The sequence below is a fragment of the Chitinophaga cymbidii genome (assembly GCF_007992715.1).
In the GTDB taxonomy this organism is placed as follows: domain Bacteria; phylum Bacteroidota; class Bacteroidia; order Chitinophagales; family Chitinophagaceae; genus Chitinophaga; species Chitinophaga cymbidii.
Genome location: NZ_BKAU01000001.1, coordinates 563,608 through 583,114, shown reverse-complemented (window position 1 = coordinate 583,114; position 19,507 = coordinate 563,608). Strand labels below are relative to the sequence as shown.

Genomic DNA, 19,507 nt, shown 5'->3' with positions numbered 1-19,507 from the left:
TTATGCAACACCATAAACGCCCACCAGCCTCCATCCTTTTCATCTTCGGCGGCAGCGGCGACCTGAACTACCGGAAACTGACACCGGCCCTGTACAACCTATTCCTGGACGAGTGGATGCCGGAACAGTTCTCCATCGTCGGCATCGGCCGTACCGAATACACCGCGGAAGCCTACCGTACGCACCTGCTGGAAGGGATACAAAATTTCTCCCGCAGAAAAGGAGAGCAGAACGGTCACGTTAAAAAATTCTTTGAGCATGTGAACTACCTCCAGCTGGATGCGGGAGATGTAGCTTCCTACGCCCGCATCACCGAATATGTGCAGGCGAAAGAAACGGAATGGGGCATCCATCCCAACGTGATCTTTTATCTTGCCGTAGCGCCGCAGCTGGTGCCGTCCATCGCGCAGGAGCTGGGCACGCTCAATCTCTGCAAGGATAAAGCCACTACCCGCATCGTCATAGAAAAGCCCTTCGGCCACGACCTCGCCAGCGCGCACGAGCTGAATGCCCTGCTCACGGGGCTTTTCGCCGAAGAGCAGATCTTCCGCATCGACCACTATCTTGGCAAGGAAACCGTGCAGAACATCCTGGCGCTCCGCTTCGCGAATGCCCTCTTTGAGCCGGTATGGAACCGCCATTATATCGATCATATCCAGATCACCGCCGCGGAAAGCGTGGGGCTGGAAGACCGGGCAGGATATTATGAGCATTCCGGCGCGCTGCGCGACATGGTGCAGAACCACATCCTGCAGCTGATGTGCATGGTGGCGATGGAAGCGCCCGTTTCCTTCGACGCCAACGAGATCAGGAATAAAAAAGTGGACGTGCTCAATGCCATCCGTCCCATCCGCAGGGAAGACGTGCACGAAAGCGCCGTACGCGGCCAGTATTCCGCCGGTTGGATGAAAGGAAAGCAGGTGATCGGTTATCGTGATGAAAAGAACGTAGCGCCCGAATCCAAAACGGAGACTTACGCCGCGGTGAAGTTTTATGTAGATAACTGGCGCTGGCAGGGCGTACCTTTCTACGTGCGCACCGGCAAGCTGATGCACCAGAAATCCACCCACGTCACTATCCAGTTCAAGGATGCGCCTACCTTCGCGTTCCCCTCGGAAGCCGCGGAATCCTGGCGCTCCAACAGGCTCACCATCAGCATTCAACCGGAAATGGACATCCGTATCCGCTTCCAGGCCAAACGCCCCGGGCAGACCATGACGCTGGACCCCGTGAACATGACCTTCAACTACGAAGGCTCCGACGATCACACGCCCGAAGCATACGAAACCCTGCTGCTGGACGTAATGGAAGGCGATGCCACGCTTTTCATGCGCGCAGACCAGGTAGAAGCCGCCTGGAAAGTGATCATGCCCATCCTGGAAACATGGGAAACCCGCCAGCCGCAAGACTTCCCGAACTATAACCCGGATTCATGGGGACCGGAAGATGCAGACGCCCTCATTGCAAAAGACGGGCATGCCTGGATCAACCTGCCACCTGAAAAGAAATAAACACAGGAAGGCCGGAGCACCCCTCCGGCCTTTTTAACAAATTATCATCTTATGGAACTGCACATCGCCAAAGACACGCAGCAGCTGAGCGAAAACCTCGCCGCATTTATCAGTCAGTATATCCAGGACGTTCTCCAAAAGCAGGAGCACTTCACTTTCGCGCTTTCCGGCGGCAACACGCCGAAATCCCTTTACGCCCTGCTGGCAAAGGAACCTTATCTCAATATGATCGACTGGCAGCGGGTGCACTTCTTCTGGGGCGATGAAAGGGCCGTTCCCTTCGATGATGCCCGCAACAACGCCCGCATGGCCTACGACGTGCTGCTGGACAAAACGGGCACGCCCGCGGAGAACATTCACGTGATGCGCACAGACATCGAACCCGAAGCCGCCGCCGCGGAATATGAAAAGATACTCCACCGCTATTTCGACGGCCGCCCCAATACATTCGACCTGGTACTGCTGGGCATGGGAGATGACGGCCACACGCTGTCCCTTTTCCCCGGATTGCCCATCGTGCACGAGAAAAAAGCATGGGTAAAAGCCTTTTTCCTCAAGGCGCAGGACATGTACCGCATCACCCTCACCGCTCCCGTGACCAACCTCGCATCCTGCGTGGTGTTCATGGCTACCGGCGCGGGAAAGGCGCTGACGCTGAAAAGTGTGATAGACGGGGCAACAGACCCGGACAAATACCCTTCTCAACTGATCCGCCCGGAGAACGGCGAACTGCACTGGTTCGTGGATGAAGCCGCCGCGGAGGCGTTGCAGGTGTGAGATAACAACCCATTGGCTTGTCCGGATAGCCATAAATCTGGCTACCGGAACCGCCAACAGTCGGAATTATGGGACAGACCAAGTTTTCGTATAGGGCTGCCAGCATGCGGCGGGTTCTTCAATTTTTCGGTAAGTGTATCCGGTTAACTATTTCTAAAACAACCATTCTCCAAAAAAGTTCAACCGGTTAGAATTTTTTCGTATGGAAATTTATTTCCATGGCATCTTCCTGTAAAATCTTCTGCCATGGAAACAACCAAACTCCTCAAATCAGACTTCCTCGACATCCTTTTCGACAACCGCAACAAGGACTACGGCGCATATGACCTCCGCCGTAAATACGACAAGCGTGTCCGCAACGCCGTCATGGGCATGGCCGCCATCCTCACCCTCGTGATCGGCGGATATACCATCAGTACGCGCCTGATGGCCTCGGACAATGATAAATTTATCGTAAAGGACTACGTACCCCTGCCCCCGATGGAAAATATAGACATTCCCGTGGAGCAGTCTCCTGTAATTCCCCCTCCGGCAGCCCATACACCGCCTCCCGCCGCCGCTCCCACAGTGGATAACGCCATTTTCACGATCGACCGGGACGAAAACGTAAGACCGGAAGATGAAGTGCCGAAGAACGCCGATCTCGAAGGTAAAGCCATCGGCGTAGCCAATATCGATGGTGACCCCAATGGCGTGGACTTCGGCGTACCGGAAGGTACCAGCGGCACGGGCGTGGTAGTACTGCCGCCCGCCGAGAAAAAAGAAGAGCGTTTTGACTTCGTGGAGATCATGCCTCAATTCCCCGGCGGTGAAGAAGCATTGGCAAAATTCCTGAGCAGGAATATCCGTTATCCCTCACTGGCCGCGGATAACGGAGTTTCAGGGATCATCTTTGTACGTTTTGTAGTGGGTAAAGACGGTTCGATCCTGGAAGTAGAAACGATCGGTGCGAAGAAAGGCGCGGGGCTGGAAGAAGAAGCGATGCGGGTGATCCGGAAAATGCCGAAGTGGAAGCCCGGCCGTCAGAATGGGGAAAATGTGATGGTGAATTTTAATCTGCCTGTTAATTTCAAGTTGGAGCAATAGCATTTATGGAATCCATGCCCTCACCGCATCATTCCATTATCATAGTTAAAAGCAGTAGAAAGAAAAATGATTCGCCGCTCCGGTTTCCACCGGGGCGGTTATTTCGTACTTGCATCCCCGTTAGTACGTTTCAACGTAAAGGTCTGTTCCTTTGCGCTACCCGCCCGCACCGGCTTCCAGTCACCTTTCCCCTCCGAAAGGTCTTTATTGAAATGAATCGTAAACACCCCATCAAACTCATGGTCCCCCGGCTCCTGCAGCGTTACGAGCCATCCATCTCCTTCCGGTACGATCTCCCCGCTGATATTACGCCGCAGTCCCTTGTGGGAATTATACCCCGTCACACGCTTGCCTTTCGCATAATTGATATTGATATAAATCGGGCTGCCGCCGAAATCGCCGGTGTAAAGCCCGGTCAACGCCGGAACGCTGTTAGCGGTCTGTACGGAATCCTGCGCGGCAGGCGATTGCTGATGGCCGCAGGCGCCCAGGAGCAGGCTTGCGGCAAGGAGGGAACAGATGTGTTTCACAGGCTGATAGTTTAGGCACTAAAGATACTTTTTTTTATATTTAAGGATGCGCTACACATGGCTCCTGCTCCTTTTCCTGTTACCGGCGGCCGCTTTCATGCCCGCCGGGAAAAAACGCCCCGTTCCCGTCGTGATCGCCTATGTCGGCGGCTTCCGCGGCCAGGTGCTGGACCCGCAGGCCATCGCGGTGGAAAAGCTCACCCACATCAACTACGCATTTGTGGATATCAAAAACGGGCGGGCCTGGCTGACCAATGAAAAGACCGATACCACCAACTTCCGCCTGCTCAACACCCTCAAGCAACGCAATCCCGCCCTGAAGATCATGATCTCCATCGGCGGATGGGCCTGGAGCGAGAACTTCTCCGATGCCGTGCTCACCGAAGAAGGCCGCAGCCTCTTCGCGTTCACCGCTGTGGATATTGTGCGGAAACATCAACTCGACGGAGTGGATATCGACTGGGAGTACCCCGGCGTACCCGGCGAGGAAGGCAACATCTACCGCCCGGAAGACAAACAGAACTACACCCTGATGTTCAAAGCCCTGCGCGCCTCGCTGGACAGCCTGGAAGCGGAAACCGGGAAACAGTACCAGCTCACCACGGCAGTCGGCGGCGGGAAATATTTTGTGGAGCATACGGAAATGGACAAGGCGCAGCAGTACCTCGACTATGTCAACATTATGAGCTACGACTACAAAACCAACCCCACCGGCATCGCGGGGCATCATACTAACTTATACGGATCAACGAAAAGTGAGGAAGAATCTTCCGCCGACCGTTCCGTGAAACTATTCCTCGCCGCGGGCGTACCGCCGGAGAAGCTCGTGATGGGCATCGCGTTCTATGGCCGCGCATGGACGATGCCGGACGCAAAGGCGCGGGGACTTAACCGGCAGGCGCTGAAAGGCGCCAGGGGCGGGGGCTTCACGCGGCTGAAGGACAGCCTGATGACGCAAGGGTATGTCCGCCATTGGGACAGGCGCGCCAAAGCACCGTATCTTTTTCATCCGCAGCAGTATATTTTTGTAACGTACGACGATGAACGCTCCACCCGCCTGAAATGCAGGTACGTAAAGAAGCACAGGCTGGGTGGCGTGATGTTCTGGGAATATGCCAGCGATCCGAAAGGTTATCTGCTCGGCACCATCCACCAATTTTTTAACCAATAACTATATGCGCCGTAGCCTCACATTCGTGCTGACCCTGTTATCCTGTTATTCCTTCGCCCAGTCCGCTGATGACCTTCAGCTGAAATGGGAAGTAGTGGAAAACGGCCACCAGGGCAAAGCACAGACATTATCCACTTTTACGCTTATCAACAGATCGAAACAAACGCTCCCCGCTTCGGGGTGGACGATCTATTACAACTTCATCCGTTTTGTAACGCCGGGTGAAGTGGCGCCCGGCATTGATGCGGAGCATGTCAATGGTCACCTCTACACCTTTAAGCCCAATGCGGCATTCAAAGGATTGCAACCGGGAGATTCGCTGAAGATCAACGTCGTTCATGTGGCCTGGGTCACCAATTATACCGATGCACCCGACGGGCCTTACATCGTGTGGGACAAGCAACCGGAGAAAGGATACCCGCTGCCGTACACCGTGATTGCCTCCACCCGCCCGGAACAGCTGCGGCGCACGGCGGCGGACACCCATCCACAGACCACAGCGGCGGACATCTACAGGAAGAATGCCAATACAAAAGATATTCCGCTGGAAAAGCTGCCGAAAATATTTCCTACACCGGGTTTTTATGAAGAAAAGACCGGTAGCATGACGCTGGACGCGCAAACCGTTATCGGCACCGACCCGGCCTTTCTCAAGGAAGCCAATTTTCTGGCGGACATACTGGGAAAAAGGATCGGCAAGCCGGTAAAAGTACTGACCGATGCTGAGCAGGGAACTATCCGGCTGAAAAAATACAAACATGCAAAGATCGGAGGGCCGGGATATTACGTGGTGTCATCCGATACCAGTGCCGGTTTTTATGTTATCACTTCTGAAACCGCTGAAGGTATCTTTTACGGCATTCAGTCGTTCCGCCAGCTCATACCACTTACCGGCAAACCCGTGCTGCCGCTTGTGTTTGTAGCGGACATTCCGCGTTTTAAATTCCGCTCCCTGCTGCTGGACGTATCCCGCAACTTCCAGCCCAAACAGCAGATACTGAAGGTGCTGGACCTCATGGCCTTTTACAAGCTCAACGTACTGCACCTGCATATGAGCGATGATGAAGGATGGCGGGTGGAGATCGACGGCTTGCCGGAGCTGACGGAAGTAGGCGGCCGGCGCGGGCATTCGGTGGATGAGCTGACTGCATTGCAACCTTCTTATGGCTCCGGCCCCGATGTGAACAACACCACCGGCTCCGGTTTTTATACCAAAGCGGATTACATCGACATATTAAAATATGCGCGTGACCGACATATTAAGGTGATCCCCGAAATTGAAATGCCGGGGCACGGGAGGGCAGCCATAAAAGCGATGGATGCGCGCTACGCGCGGCTGATGAAAGCCGGTAAACCGGAAGAAGCGGCGGAATACCGCCTCAGTGATCCGGAAGATAAAAGCGAATACCGCTCCGTACAGGAATGGAAAGATAACGTGATGAACGTTGCCCTTCCATCCACCTACAAATTCATTGAAAAGGTTGTGGACGGATTGATGACTATGCATCAGGAAGCAGGCGCTCCGCTGGATATGATTCACATGGGCGGAGATGAAACGCCCGCCGGCGTGTGGGAGCAATCGCCCGCCGCATGGAAGCTCATGCGCAGCGACCCGAAGATCCGTTATGCGGATGACCTGTGGTATTACTTTTACGACAAGGTAGCGAAGATCGTGAACAGCCGCGGTTTGCAGCTGTATGGATGGGAAGAGGCCGGCATGCGGAAAACGAAGCGGGACGGTAAAACGGTAATGATCGCCAATCCTGATTTCGGTAACCGCAACTTTCAGCTCGATGTGTGGAATAACGTGATGGGCGGCGGCATGGAAGACCTGACCTACCGCCTTGCCAACGCGGGATACAAGGTGGTGCTGTCTGGCGTGAGCAATTATTATTTTGACATGGCTTACGCAAAGGATTATCATGAGCCGGGCTTTTATTGGGGTGGATATGTGGATGTGGACAAGCCCTTTTATTTCATTCCTTTCGATCTGTATAAAAATTCGAAAGAAGACGGCCAGGGAAATCCCCTGCCGCCGGGCACCTTCACGGGTAAAGACCGCTTAACGGAATACGGGCGCGAAAATATTGTAGGCATACAGGCCGCACTTTGGGGCGAAACTGTGAAATCGCCGCAACAATTGGAATACCTTTTGCTGCCAAAGCTGTTAGGGATGGCGGAACGCGCCTGGAGCACGGACCCGGCCTGGGCCACAGAGGAAAACGAGGCAAGGGCGAAGGAAATGTACGATTCCGCCTGGAGCCGGTTCGCCAACATTGTCGGGAAGCGGGAACTGCCGCGCCTGGCAGCGCTCAATGGCGGCTACAATTACCGTATTCCGCCGCCGGGCGCACTGGTGGAAAACGGAAAAGTTTCAGCCAACGTACAACTTCCGGGCCTCCTGATCCGTTATACAACAGACGGGAAGGAACCAACGGCGAAAAGCCCCGTGTACTCGGCACCGGTAGCAGCGAAAGGGACCGTGAAACTGAAGGTGTTCGACAGCGCCGGGCGCGGGAGCAGAACGGTGATAGTCAATCCATAGCAGTTATCAGTATTGCCATAAAAGGGGAGGGAGCAAACGGTCACACCGTAAGCCCTCCCTTTGTTTTTACTGCCTGCCCGGAAAATTGGACAAAAATTTGTATTGTTGTTGAGATCAATGGGAAATATTGAAGCAGGCTGAAAAAATAAGTATTGCCATAGCCCTTATAAGCTGTTACCTGACTTTGTTTGCCGCACCGCAGGCTTGTGCGCAGTCGGATACCATCCCGCGGCAAGGTAAGCGGTGGTTCAAGAAATTCAATGACTATGTTGATTCGCTGAAGAACCGTCGTTTCCGGGATTCCGTGCTTTTCAAGCTGTCCCGCCACAACGACCCGCCGCCTTCCATAGACGATAGCAGTATGATCAGGAGTGAGCAGGGGTTTTTGCCGTATACCGGCAAAGTGATCCGGCATGTCTACTACCGCAAGATCAAGGTATTCGGTCCACGCAATATCAACGATACCACGTTCACCACTTCCATGAAGCTCATCCATTTTGCCAACCGCCTTCACTTCGATTCGGAAGAATGGGTGATCCGGCAGGCGTTGTTCTTCCGCGCTAAAGATACCATCAACGCCTATGAGCTGGCGGACAACGAGCGTTATCTCCGTAACCGCCCCTTCATACAGGATGCGCGCATCCGCGTGCTGGAAACGCCTTATTCCGATTCGGTGGACATACAGGTGGTCACCAAGGATATCTTCGAATACGGCGCCGATCTCTCCGAGCTGTCGCCCACGGCGGCAGCGCTCCGTGTGTCCAACACGAATCTCTTTGGAGCAGGACAGGCGCTCATGGCGGGCTTCCGCTGGAACAACTCCTGGAGCCGGCAACTGGGCACCGAAGCGCGGTATACGAAGTATAACCTGATGGGGACGTTCATGGACGTGTCGCTCGGTTACACCACGCTGAACAACCAGCAGCCCATGGATACCGGCGTATATGAAGGATCGTACTACCTGCAGATCACCCGCCCGCTGTACCGCAACTCCGCAAAGGTGGCGGGCGGCCTCACCATCGCCAAAAACTTTTCCATCAATGTGCTCGGCCCGCCCAGGGATTCGCTGTACCGGGACTATGTTTACAAGGCGCTGGACGTTTGGGGCGGATACAGCTTCCGCAACCGTTATACAAAAGATGGTCATTTCGATGACAGACCCAACCTCGCTTTGCTTTTCCGGTATTACAACCTGCATTTCGATAAAAAACCGGACCAGGAGATCTACATCAAAGACCCGATCTACAACGACCGGCACTATTACCTGGGGCAGTTCCTGATCTTCAAGCAGGACTTCTTCAAGTCCCACCAGTTTTTCGGCTTCGGGCGCACGGAAGATATTCCCTATGGGTATTCCGCTGGCTTGTCCGCCGGATGGGAGAACTGGACCGGCAGGAAGCGTTTTTACACCGGGCTGGAAGCGGAAAAATACTGGCATACGAAGTTCAACGGATTACTGAGTGCAGCCATTGGTGTGAGCAGCTTCTGGCAGCGGAACGTGTCGGAAGACGCGGTGATCCACGCCAACGTCAGCTATTACAGCAAGCTGATGCGCCTCCGTTCCTGGCACTGGCGGCAGTTCACGTCGGTGGATTATCTCGGGAACCCTAATAACTATTTTTACAAGCCGCTCAGCATCAACCTGGAGAACGGGATATGGGGATTCCGGCACACGCGCGTCAATGGCTATCACCGCCTGAACGTCCGGTCTGAAAGCGTGTTTTATTCCAACTGGAAGGTCTATGGCTTCAAGTTCAACTGGTTCGCTTCCATTGAGGCCTCGCAGCTGTCACACAAAGAAAATTTCCTGCTGAAGAATCCCGTTTATACCGGCTTCGGCCTGGGCCTGCGCATCCGCAACGAAAACCTGAACCTGAATACCCTCAAGCTGGCCTCCTATTTTTATCCCAATCCGCCGCCGGGCGCGCGCCGGTTGTTCCTGGAAGTCACAACGGTAGTGGATTTCCGTTTCGACATCTTCGCGATGAGAGCGCCTTCTTTCCTGCGCTTCTATTAGGAAAGCTGTGAATTCTGCCGGAGGTTTCTTATTTTGACCTTTATTCTCAATTAAAAATTCTCTGATCATCATGCCACGTTTCATTACAACGCTCATCCTGTTGTGCTGCTGCACATGGGCCTATGGCGAGGTACGCCTTCCTTCCGTGATCTCCGGCAACATGGTGCTGCAACAGAACGCCACCGTTCATTTATGGGGATGGGCCGCGCCCGGTGAAAAAATAAAAGTACACCTTCCATGGAGCAACACTGTGGATTCAACCGTTGCCAGCGGCAACGCCAGGTGGGGTATCGACATCAAAACGCCTGCCGCCGGCGGGCCTTACACCATCACCATTCACGGTCATAACATCATCAAGCTGGATAATGTGCTGATCGGTGAAGTATGGGTATGCAGCGGCCAGAGCAATATGGAATGGAGCGCCAATATGAAGCTGAAGGATATGCTGGACGAATTGCCCGTCTCTAAAAATCCCAACATCCGCCTTTTCCAGATCACAAAAACAACTTCTCTTTCTCCGCAGGATGATTGTCCCGGTGAATGGAAAGTCTGCGACTCCGCCAGCCTGCGCAGCTTTAGCGCGGTGGGGTATTTCTTCGGCAAGAAATTGCAGAAAGACCTGAATGTACCGGTGGGATTGATCAACACAAGCTGGGGCGGCACGCCCGCGGAAGTATGGACGCCCGCACCTCTCATTGAGAACAATGCCACGCTGAAAGCTGCCGCTGCAAAGCAGGGCGAGAACAGGGGAAGGCCACATCTTCCGGGATATACCTATAACGCCATGATCGCGCCGATCACGCAATATGCCATCGCTGGCGCCATCTGGTACCAGGGCGAAAGCAATTCGGGCACTTCCGCTTCCTACGCGCAGCTGATGTCTGAAATGATCGGTTCCTGGCGTAAGGCATGGGGCAGCGAGTTCCCGTTCTATTTTGTGCAGATCGCGCCTTACCGCTACGGTGCGAACCTCAATGGCGCACTGCTGCGCGAAGCGCAGGAAGCCACGCTCAGCGTTCCCCGTACAGGCATGGTCGTTATCACCGACCTGGTAGACGATACCACCAATATCCATCCGCAAAATAAACACGACGTAGGCGCGCGCCTCGCCAATATGGCGCTGGGCGAGCATTACAAGAAAGCCGGCATCGTATATCAAAGCCCGTTATATGACAGGATGGAAAAGAACGGCAGCAAGATCATCATTCACTTTAAACATGCGGATGGCGGCCTGAAGCTGAAGGACAAAAAAGCCCGTGAGTTTTACATTGCCGGGGCCGACCGTGTGTTTGTACCGGCCGATGTGAAGGTAGACGGCGATAAAGTGATCGTATCCGCAAAAGGTGTGAAGCAGCCGGAGGCGGTGCGCTTCGGGTTCACGAATACCGGGATCGGTAACCTGTTCAATAGTGCGGGTTTGCCGGTGGCGCCGTTCCGGACGGACAACTGGTAAACAGACAGATCTTATAACGAAAAGGGATGCGGGTGACCGCATCCTTCCTCCATCCTCAATACAACAACTTCCGCAGCAACTCCGGCTGCACGATCCGTATCCTCGTTCCCTGCATCTCTATCAGCTTCTCCGATTTGAAATCGCTCAGCGTGCGTATCAGCGATTCCGTAGCCGTTCCCACGAACCGCGCAATATCATCCCTCGACAATTCGATCAGCGCATCCGGCTGCTGCTCCAGGTGCAGCTTGTCGTGGATGGCCAGCAGGCCGTTGGCGACCCGTTTGCGCAGGGAATCATAAGCAAGCTGCAACAGCCTGTCTTCTTTCTCTTTCACCTCTGATGCGATCCGCTTGATGAAGGTCCGCGCCACGCTGATGTCATTCAGCAATTGTTCGAGGAATACTTCTTTGGGTATCTGTACCAGTTCTGTATGGTCGAGCGCTTCGGCGTTTTCTTCGTAGGGCTTGTCTTCCAGCAGGGGTACGTATCCGAAGTAATCGCCCTGGCTGAAAAGGTTGGTAATATATTCTTTCCCGTCGTCGTTCAGGCGGAAAGCCTTTACCTTTCCGCTTTTCACATAATAGAGGAACTGCGGATGCTTGCCTTCGCGGTAGACGGATTGTTTTTTGGCGAACTGGATGGCGTCGTAGGTGTCCAGATCGAGTTGCAATAATCCCGCGGCCTGCCAGTCCTGCAGCAGGGTGCCGATGGATTGCGTTTGAGCGGCCGCGAATTTCTCCTGGAGCAGCTGCTGTTTTTTCAGCCGTGTTTCCACGGCAGTCAGCAGTTCCACATCTTCAAACGGCTTGGTGATATAATCATCCGCGCCCATTTCCATGCCTTTCCGGAAGTCGCTGCGATCGGTCTTGGCGGTGAGGAAGATGAACGGGATGTGCTCTGTTTCCGGGTATTTGCGCAGCATGTGCAATACGCCGTAGCCGTCCAGTTCCGGCATCATGATGTCGCATACGATCAGGTCGGGCATGTGTTCTTTTGCCAGTTCGATGGCCTGTTTGCCGTTCTCTGCTTCCAGTGCGCGGTAGCCTGCGAGGGTCAGTATCTCGGCTACATTTTCCCGGATGTCCGGATGGTCGTCTACTACCAGGATCGTGGCTGTCATTTGATATACATATTTGAAAAGCTGAGAAATATTTTTGTGCCTTTGCCCAGTTGGCTTTCCACGCTGATATCGCCCTGCAGCATGTCCACATACCGTTTTACAATATGCAGGCCGAGCCCTGTGCCCTGTATGTTGGTCACGTTCCGTCCGCGGAAGAAGCTGCTGAACAAGTATGTTTTGTCTTCTTCGGGAATGCCCATGCCGCGGTCTTCCACGCTGGCGAGTATCTGCTCGTCCTTTTCCCATATTTTCCAGTGGATGTCTGAATCCGCGGGGGAGAATTTGGACGCATTGGTAAGCAGGTTGACGAAGATATGTTTGAGCAAACGCTTGTCTGATACAGCTTTGAGGGATGGTGATATTTCGTGGTGGATGGCTTGCCCCGGTTTCAGCAGCCCCTGTACTTCATCCACGATCTCCATCGCCAGGTCATGCAGCGGTATGCTGCTGTAATGCACCTGTATCTTGCCTTCCTCGATGCGGCCGAGTGAAAGGAAATCTTCGAGCAGCTCATTCAGGTGGATGACCGAATCGCGGATCTTTTGCACATGTTTTTCGCGGCGCGGCTGGTCTTCCGAAGCGGGATATTTGCCGATCAGCGCCGCGGATGAAAGGATAGCGCTTAGTGGCGTTCTGAATTCATGGGAAGCCATGGACACGAAGCGGGATTTGATCTCGCTCAGCTCTTTTTCCTTTTCCAGCGCGTCTTTCAGCTCTGCCTGTGAAGAGGCGAGGTGAGAAAGCGCCAGTTCCAGGTTGGCCGTTCTTTTCTCCACTTCCTTTTCCAGCGCCTGGTTCAGCTCCTGCATGGTGCGGTACAGCCGTTTCAGGAACAATACCAGCAAGGTAGAGCTGATCACGAGGATGAGGGAGAAGAAGTGTTCGATGAAGACCTCCGCAAGGTTGGGATTCTTGTGCGGAAGGCAGGCGATCACCACCACGAGCACGGTACAGGCGATGCCCATGAACCGTGTGGGCGCATCTTTTTTGATGAAGATAGTCAGCAGGATGGCGGTGATCAGCCCGCCGTCGAAAAAGTTGTAATCCGGCCGCCATACCAGCAGGCATGCTGTGAGGAGCATGATGAGTATGGAGATGATCAATGTCTGCCGCTGGCCGAAGTGAAACATGTTCAATTGTTAGGTGCAGGGGCAAAGATAGGGCTGAAATCTTTATCTGCATCCCGTACATGGGACGTGTGGCTTGCAGGCCGGGCTGGTGGCGGTGTTCGGGAGCGCTTTCATTGTTTCAAATGCCATGATGCCCGTTGCAACCATGTGGATGCCGCCTTTCTTCGCTTCAAACGCCGCAATGTCTGCTGCATTCAGATCTACTCCACCACGTATATACCGCCTTTCCCTGTTTCAAACTTCACAATTCTGGCCCGCTCATCCGCTTCTGCCAGTACTTTCCCTTTTTGATCTTTCACGGTTTTCCCGGCCGGGAGCAGCAGGCTGCAGGCGCCGCCTTTGTCAGCGCGGATGCGGGCTTTCGCCAGCTGTCCGCCTTTCCATTGCATGTCTACCGTAAAGGCGCCGCGGGCGCGCAGCCCGCTGATCTTTCCGCTCTGCCAGTCGGCGCTCGACGGCAATGCGGGTAATAATCTGATCGTGTGGCCGTTTCCGTGGCTTTGCAGCAGCATTTCCGCGATGCCCGCCGTGCCGCCGAAGTTCCCGTCGATCTGGAAAGGCGGGTGGGCGCAGAAAAGATTGGGATAAGAACCGCCGCCAACGGGTTTCACGGGGTCAACGGGACGAAGCAGCTTGTGCAGGATGGTCAGCGCGTGGTCGCCATCGCCGAGGCGCGCCCAGAAATTGATCTTCCATGCGAGGGACCATCCGGTGCCGTCATCGCCTCTTTGCCGCAGGGTTTCCTTTACAGCGGCAGCAAGTTCCGGCGTATCCCAGGGCGTGATCTCGTCGTACGGATGAAGGCCGTACAGGTGGCTGATATGGCGGTGATGCGGCTCGCCGTCCGCCCAGTCGTGCAGCCATTCGTTGAGGTCGCCCGCCGCACCGATCTGGTTAGGGGCGAGTTGTGCCCGTACCGTTTCCAGTTCGCCGCGCCATGCCGCATCTGTTTGCAATATGGTGGAGGCTTCGATGCAGGCGCCGAACAGCTCGCGGCAGATCTGCATATCTATGGCCGGGCCCATGCAAGTGTTGGCCTTGGTGCCGTCCGGCATTACAAAAGCGTGTTCGGGAGAATTGGAAGGTGCCGTCACGAGCCATCCGTGCACCGGCTCTTTGATGAGTATCGCGCGCAGGAATTGGGCCGCGCCTTTCATCACGGGATAGTATTCCCGCAGGAAAGCGGTATCGCGGGTGTAGCGGAAGTGCTCCCAGAGGTGCTCGCAGAGCCATGCGCCGCCGGTGAGGGTAGAGCCCCATTCGGCGCCTTCGCCGGGGGAGGTGAAGCCCCAGGGATTGCAGATCACGTGCGCCACCCATCCGGGTGCGTTGTAGTAGGCTTTGGCGGTTTTAGCGCCGGGGGCGCTCAATCCTTTGGTGTAGCGGTATAAAGGTTCCGCCAGCTCCGGCAGTCCCGTCAGCGGGGCCAGCCAGTAGTTCATCTGGAGGTTGATGTTGATGTGGTAGTCGCCGTTCCAGGGAGTCTGGTATTCCGGCGCCCAGAGGCCCTGCAGGTTGGCCGGGAGCCCTCCGGGCTGCGAGGAGCCGATCAGGAGGTAGCGGCCGAAATTATAATACAGCACTGGCAATTGCGGGTCCGGCTGCTGGTTGAAATACCTCGCCAGCCTTTCCGGTGTGCTCAGCGCGGCCGTATTGGCAGCCGGGCCATCGAGATAAAACCGGCTTCTGTTGAACAGCGGAGTGTAAGCGTCAAGATGCCCGCGGTACAGTTGTGCGTAAGAAACGGTGGCGGCTTTCTTCAGGGTGCTTTGCACAACGGGAAGAGGATCGTCACCTCTTTTCGTATAATCGGAAACGTTATAATCCGTGGCGGCGGTAAAAAGCAGTATGCATTCATCGGCCTGCGCAACAACGATGGTGGAGTCCGTCACGGTTTGGCGGCCGCCTTTGGTTTTTACCTGCAGGGCGGCGGCGAAACGCATGCCCGGTTCCTGGCCGTTGGGCAGTTGGCCCGCCATGGTGAGCATCCCCGGGGATGCGGTGGTGGTGGCGTGTTCTTTACGGCTGAGCGCCAGCGTGAAGGAGAGCTTTCCTTTGCGGGAGGCGCTGATCTTCACCGCAAGAACGTTGGAAGGAATGTTCGTCCATGCTTCCTGCGTATAGGTTACGCCGTTACGCTGCCAGCTGGTGGTGGCAACGGCGGTTTCGAGGTTGAGGCTGCGTTTATACTGGCGCCAGGGCGTGATGGTATCCTGCCAGCGGATAAAAAGGTCGCCGAGCGCCTGGTAAGCGCCGTAAGGGACCTTTGCGCCGCGGCCACGGCCGGAGCCTTCGCCCTTGCAGATAAAATATTGCTGCAGCAGCTCCTGTGCCTCGCGGTTACGGCCCTGCAGCAGGTGTTCCTGTATGCGGGGAAGCACGCGGTAAGCGGTATCGCTGTCGGCATCCTGCACGCCGCCGGACCATAGCGAGATCTCGTTCAGCATGATACGGTCATTCCAGGGATGCCCGGTCACCAGCCCGCCGATCCTGCCGTTGCCAAGCGGCAAGGCTTCCGTATAAGCGGACGCGGGAGCTGAAAATTGAAGCGTAACATCCTGCTGTGCGAACGTGGCGTGGGTAATGATCAGCAAGGCGGCAAGGAGCATCTGTTTCATCGTGGTATGTATATTTTTCAACGGTGATATGCAATAAATGTAGGCGCTAAAAGGCTAAATATAAAGGATCGGTTAAACAAGGGAAATAAATTGATAAAATCCCATTATAAAAAGGATATCGTTAAATTGTAGGATGATGGCAAAACGCTGTTTTCTTTTCCTTTGTTTGACCGTTTGTGCCGCCTGCAACGTGCTCCCCGATGATCCGCAGCATGCCGGTTTCATGCTGATGCCCGGCTGGCGGTTTTATCCTCCCTGCGGCGAGCCCCGCCTCAGCGCAAAATTGCCGGAACAGCCGGGATATTACCTCCTGTATGTATTGCGCGATAGCCTCCAGGTAAAGGATTGCGTTAGCCCCCCTGAAAACGATCCACTGGAAATGGATTATGAGCGGGACTTCCTGCTGGCCGCTGTAGTGCGTGATGCGCAGGCTGACTGGCACTTCCGGCTGAAGGATATGAAGATCGTAGACAGCATCCTGTATGTTCAGCTGAACGTATCCCGGTCGCCTGCATTGTTATCCGCCAGTTATGTATGGAAGGTGAACGGCGCGGCGGTGAAGCTCATCAGGCTATATACGGATGCGGACAACTATGCGTATGTACACGGGCCTGCCTGGAATGAAACGCCGGTGAAATGGAGGCATCTGCCGGAGGAGAGATAAAGATGCAGGTGACTGGAAAGAAACCTGCAGTTTTTATTCGCATCATAGATTGATCATCTAATCTAAACCGCGTTATGAAAAAGCCTCTTTTGTGGGACGGTTCGCGCGGTTTACCTATGTTACGAAGCTGTTAATCATCATAATGCATAAAAAAGGCAGGCATCTGAACAGAAGCCTGCCGGCCTTTCCATCAGGAAAAGGCGATAGAATCACTTTTAAGTATAGTGTCACTTTTTGGGGATAGCACGCGATGGACGGCTGGTAATGATTTTAACGGTTGCATGATATACGTTCGGTGTGCAATGCACTTTGTTTGCTATAGTTGATTTACAGCCAACAAAGTAAGCCACTGACGAGGATCATGGAGTTAAAAATTTGTTAACCAGCTCATCGTCTATCATTGCAATCGGAATCACAAACCTGTTAGTGTGCATACCGAAATGAAAAGCAATACGAAGGGCGAAGCGGCGATCACACTTTTGGTAAACTTGATGTTGAAACCACCTTTTTCGCCATAGTAGTAGCTTTCCTTATAACGATCGTATTCAATAGGCGCACCCAGATCTTTCATCATCCGGAGAAATTCATACAAAGTCCGTTCGGAAATATTCAAACGCTTCGCAAGCTGCGATGGATTGCCGGTGCCCTTGATTCGAATAAGATAGTCTATGGTCTGTAGTCTTTCAAAATAACGCTTTGGCATTGGATCAACTGGGGGTTTAAGCTAAATTGGAAATGGGTTCACTACGAAATTAACTAGTTCCTGATAGTAATGCTGCATCTTTTTTACACTGTTTTTTCTTCCTTATTGCGTACTCAATATTTGATCATGGTAAGGAATTATCAGATAGCGCTGCTACAAGTTAGATCACGGTAAAGATAAAATGCGGTACTGCAACGGTGCTACAGTAGGAAACTATTTCGTTTTCAGATTTTAATGAACCTGAAAAGGCAACCATCGACCGCGTACAGCAATTAATGGTTGCCTCTATTTAATGGTTAACCTGTGGCATCACTAGCAATCACAAGTATACAATGTTAAACACGATTAAATGTTAATCAATTGTTAAACAAGTGTCATTTTTGAAGATTTTTTTGAAATTGTATTAACAAATGCCTCCGGAAAAGAGCAGCCGCCATAAGGGAGGCATGGCGACTGCATTCAATCAAAAGCACAATTGGAGTGTAAGCTTGAAGCTTATAAAAGCGCTTTATGGATAAAAGACCAATATCTTAACGCGATTTGCGGCACAATGTTACGGGGAAATAAGGTTGTTTTATGTTAATCATTTGTTAATGAAAATGAATCAGGCGAATTTTCCCGGTATTCAAATAACAATACATTCTGTCAAAATGCTACAAGCCCCGCCCGCCTGTTAGCCTTAACTTGTACAGCACTATAAAACTGCGATATGAAACTTAACACCCTCTTGCCGGCACTCCTCATACTGCTGGCCATGAATTCCACCGCACAGGAAAAAATGCTCTTTTCCGAAACACCCGAACAAAAAGAAAAACGCCTTGCCTGGTGGACCAACGACCGCTTCGGCATGTTTATCCACTGGGGCCTCTACGCCCTCCCCGCCCGGCATGAATGGGTGAAGAACCGTGAAGCGCTCACCGATTCCGCCTACCAGCATTATTTCGATTACTTCAATCCCGACCTCTACAATCCCCGCGAATGGGCCAAAATGGCCAAAGCCGCCGGCATGAAATACGCCGTGATCACTTCCAAACACCACGAAGGGTTCTGTCTGTTCGATTCAAAATTCACGGATTATAAAGCTACCAAAACCCCCATCGGCCGCGACCTCCTCAAGGAATTCGTGGAAGCTTTCCGCGCCGAAGGGCTGAAAATAGGATTCTACTATTCCCTGATCGACTGGCATCATCCTGATTTTACCATCGACCGGGTGCATCCGCAACGCGCCAAAACAGACGCGGAATACGATCAGCTCAACAAAGGCCGCGATATGGCGAAATACCGCACATACCTCCACAACCAGGTGAGGGAACTGCTGACCAACTACGGCAAGATAGACATCCTCTGGCTGGATTTCTCCTATCCCGGCAAACACGGCAAGGGGCATGAGGACTGGAACTCCGTGGACCTCATCAAAATGGTGCGCAAGCTGCAACCGGGCATTATCGTGAACGACCGCCTGGACCTGCGCGATTATGCAGACGGTGGTGATTTTGTGACGCCCGAACAGTATAAAGTGGCCGAATGGCCCACGGAAAACGGCCGGCGCGTGCCCTGGGAAACCTGCCAGACCTTCTCCGGCTCATGGGGCTATTACCGCGATGAAGCCACCTGGAAAGACGTACGGCAACTGCTCGTGCTGCTGATAGAATCCGTGAGCAAAGGCGGCAACCTGCTGCTGAATGTCGGTCCCACCGGCCGCGGTAAATTCGATGCGCGCGCGCAAAGCTCGCTGAATGGCATGGGTAAATGGATGGAGCTGAACAGCCGCAGCATCTACCAGTGTACCCAGGCGCCGGACGAATATGCGAGGCCGGAACACAGCCTGCTGACGTATAATCCCGTTACCAAACGCCTTTACGTGCATCTGCTCGATTATCCTTTGCAGAACTTCACCCTGCCCGGTTACAAAGGCAAGATCAAATACGCGCAATTCCTGCACGACGCTTCCGAGATCCGCTTCAGCGCCCCGGCCGGTCATGGTTATAAAACCAACGGCCTCGGTAGTAACGATCTGAACCTCAGCCTGCCGGTGGTGAAGCCGGATGTGGAGATACCGGTGATCGAACTGATGCTGGCGGATTGATATCGCCCGGATAATATTTGCAATAACACTACGCTGATTGTACGGCGTAGTGTTATTTATTTTATCCCGCCCGCCGGTAGAAAGCAAAACGATGAA

The 19,507-nt window shown here is 53.7% G+C and carries 14 protein-coding genes; 9 read left to right on the top strand and 5 right to left on the bottom strand.

Annotated elements, in window-relative coordinates; all coding sequences use genetic code 11:
• Positions 1-2 precede the first annotated feature (2 nt).
• The 3 genes from zwf (at position 3) to CCY01nite_RS02290 (ending at position 3,374) form a co-directional block, all read left to right on the top strand.
• Positions 3-1,511 carry a glucose-6-phosphate dehydrogenase gene (gene zwf / locus CCY01nite_RS02300; protein ID WP_146857682.1) on the top strand — a complete coding sequence of 503 codons (1,509 nt, stop codon included), beginning with the start codon at positions 3-5 and terminating at the stop codon, positions 1,509-1,511.
• 51 nt (positions 1,512-1,562) lie between these two features.
• Positions 1,563-2,288: a 6-phosphogluconolactonase gene (pgl, locus tag CCY01nite_RS02295; protein ID WP_146857681.1), complete on the top strand. Its 726-nt coding sequence runs from the start codon at positions 1,563-1,565 to the stop codon at positions 2,286-2,288.
• A gap of 246 nt (positions 2,289-2,534) precedes the next feature.
• Positions 2,535-3,374 carry an energy transducer TonB gene (locus CCY01nite_RS02290; RefSeq protein WP_146857680.1) on the top strand — a complete coding sequence of 280 codons (840 nt, stop codon included), beginning with the start codon at positions 2,535-2,537 and terminating at the stop codon, positions 3,372-3,374.
• A gap of 98 nt (positions 3,375-3,472) precedes the next feature.
• Here the strand turns inward: CCY01nite_RS02290 and CCY01nite_RS02285 are convergent, their stop codons facing one another.
• A complete protein-coding gene (locus tag CCY01nite_RS02285) occupies positions 3,473-3,904 on the bottom strand; it encodes a hypothetical protein (protein ID WP_146857679.1) in 432 nt (143 codons plus the stop codon).
• A gap of 46 nt (positions 3,905-3,950) precedes the next feature.
• Between CCY01nite_RS02285 and CCY01nite_RS02280 the strand changes: the two genes are divergently transcribed.
• From CCY01nite_RS02280 to CCY01nite_RS02265, 4 genes are all read left to right on the top strand, one after another.
• On the top strand, positions 3,951-5,075 hold the full coding sequence (locus CCY01nite_RS02280; protein WP_146857678.1) for a glycoside hydrolase family 18 protein: 1,125 nt from the start codon (positions 3,951-3,953) through the stop codon (positions 5,073-5,075).
• A 4-nt stretch (positions 5,076-5,079) separates the two neighbouring features.
• On the top strand, positions 5,080-7,620 hold the full coding sequence (locus tag CCY01nite_RS02275) for a beta-N-acetylhexosaminidase (RefSeq protein ID WP_146857677.1): 2,541 nt from the start codon (positions 5,080-5,082) through the stop codon (positions 7,618-7,620).
• A 184-nt stretch (positions 7,621-7,804) separates the two neighbouring features.
• Positions 7,805-9,637: a BamA/TamA family outer membrane protein gene (locus CCY01nite_RS02270; RefSeq protein ID WP_146857676.1), complete on the top strand. Its 1,833-nt coding sequence runs from the start codon at positions 7,805-7,807 to the stop codon at positions 9,635-9,637.
• 70 nt (positions 9,638-9,707) lie between these two features.
• Positions 9,708-11,090 carry a sialate O-acetylesterase gene (locus CCY01nite_RS02265; protein WP_146857675.1) on the top strand — a complete coding sequence of 461 codons (1,383 nt, stop codon included), beginning with the start codon at positions 9,708-9,710 and terminating at the stop codon, positions 11,088-11,090.
• Positions 11,091-11,145: 55 nt separating this feature from the next.
• Here the strand turns inward: CCY01nite_RS02265 and CCY01nite_RS02260 are convergent, their stop codons facing one another.
• The 3 genes from CCY01nite_RS02260 to CCY01nite_RS02250 form a co-directional block, all read right to left on the bottom strand.
• Positions 11,146-12,210 (bottom strand): response regulator, encoded by a 1,065-nt coding sequence (locus tag CCY01nite_RS02260; protein ID WP_146857674.1) that lies wholly within the window; start codon positions 12,208-12,210, stop codon positions 11,146-11,148.
• On the bottom strand, positions 12,207-13,340 hold the full coding sequence (locus tag CCY01nite_RS02255; protein WP_146857673.1) for a sensor histidine kinase: 1,134 nt from the start codon (positions 13,338-13,340) through the stop codon (positions 12,207-12,209). Before CCY01nite_RS02255 ends, CCY01nite_RS02260 begins: the two co-directional genes overlap by 4 nt.
• Before the next feature lie 200 nt (positions 13,341-13,540).
• Positions 13,541-15,958, bottom strand: a complete 2,418-nt coding sequence (locus CCY01nite_RS02250; protein ID WP_146857672.1) for a glycoside hydrolase family 95 protein — start codon at positions 15,956-15,958, stop codon at positions 13,541-13,543.
• 136 nt (positions 15,959-16,094) lie between these two features.
• On the opposite strand from CCY01nite_RS02250, the gene CCY01nite_RS02245 reads away from it, so the two are divergent.
• A complete protein-coding gene (locus CCY01nite_RS02245; protein WP_146857671.1) occupies positions 16,095-16,622 on the top strand; it encodes a hypothetical protein in 528 nt (175 codons plus the stop codon).
• Positions 16,623-17,034: 412 nt separating this feature from the next.
• On the opposite strand, the gene CCY01nite_RS02240 is transcribed toward CCY01nite_RS02245, so the two are convergent.
• Complete coding sequence (locus tag CCY01nite_RS02240) at positions 17,035-17,325, bottom strand: HTH domain-containing protein (protein ID WP_146857670.1); 291 nt, start codon at positions 17,323-17,325, stop codon at positions 17,035-17,037.
• 709 nt (positions 17,326-18,034) lie between these two features.
• On the opposite strand from CCY01nite_RS02240, the gene CCY01nite_RS02235 reads away from it, so the two are divergent.
• Positions 18,035-19,411 (top strand): alpha-L-fucosidase, encoded by a 1,377-nt coding sequence (locus CCY01nite_RS02235; protein ID WP_146857669.1) that lies wholly within the window; start codon positions 18,035-18,037, stop codon positions 19,409-19,411.
• The last annotated feature ends 96 nt before the right edge of the window (positions 19,412-19,507 follow it).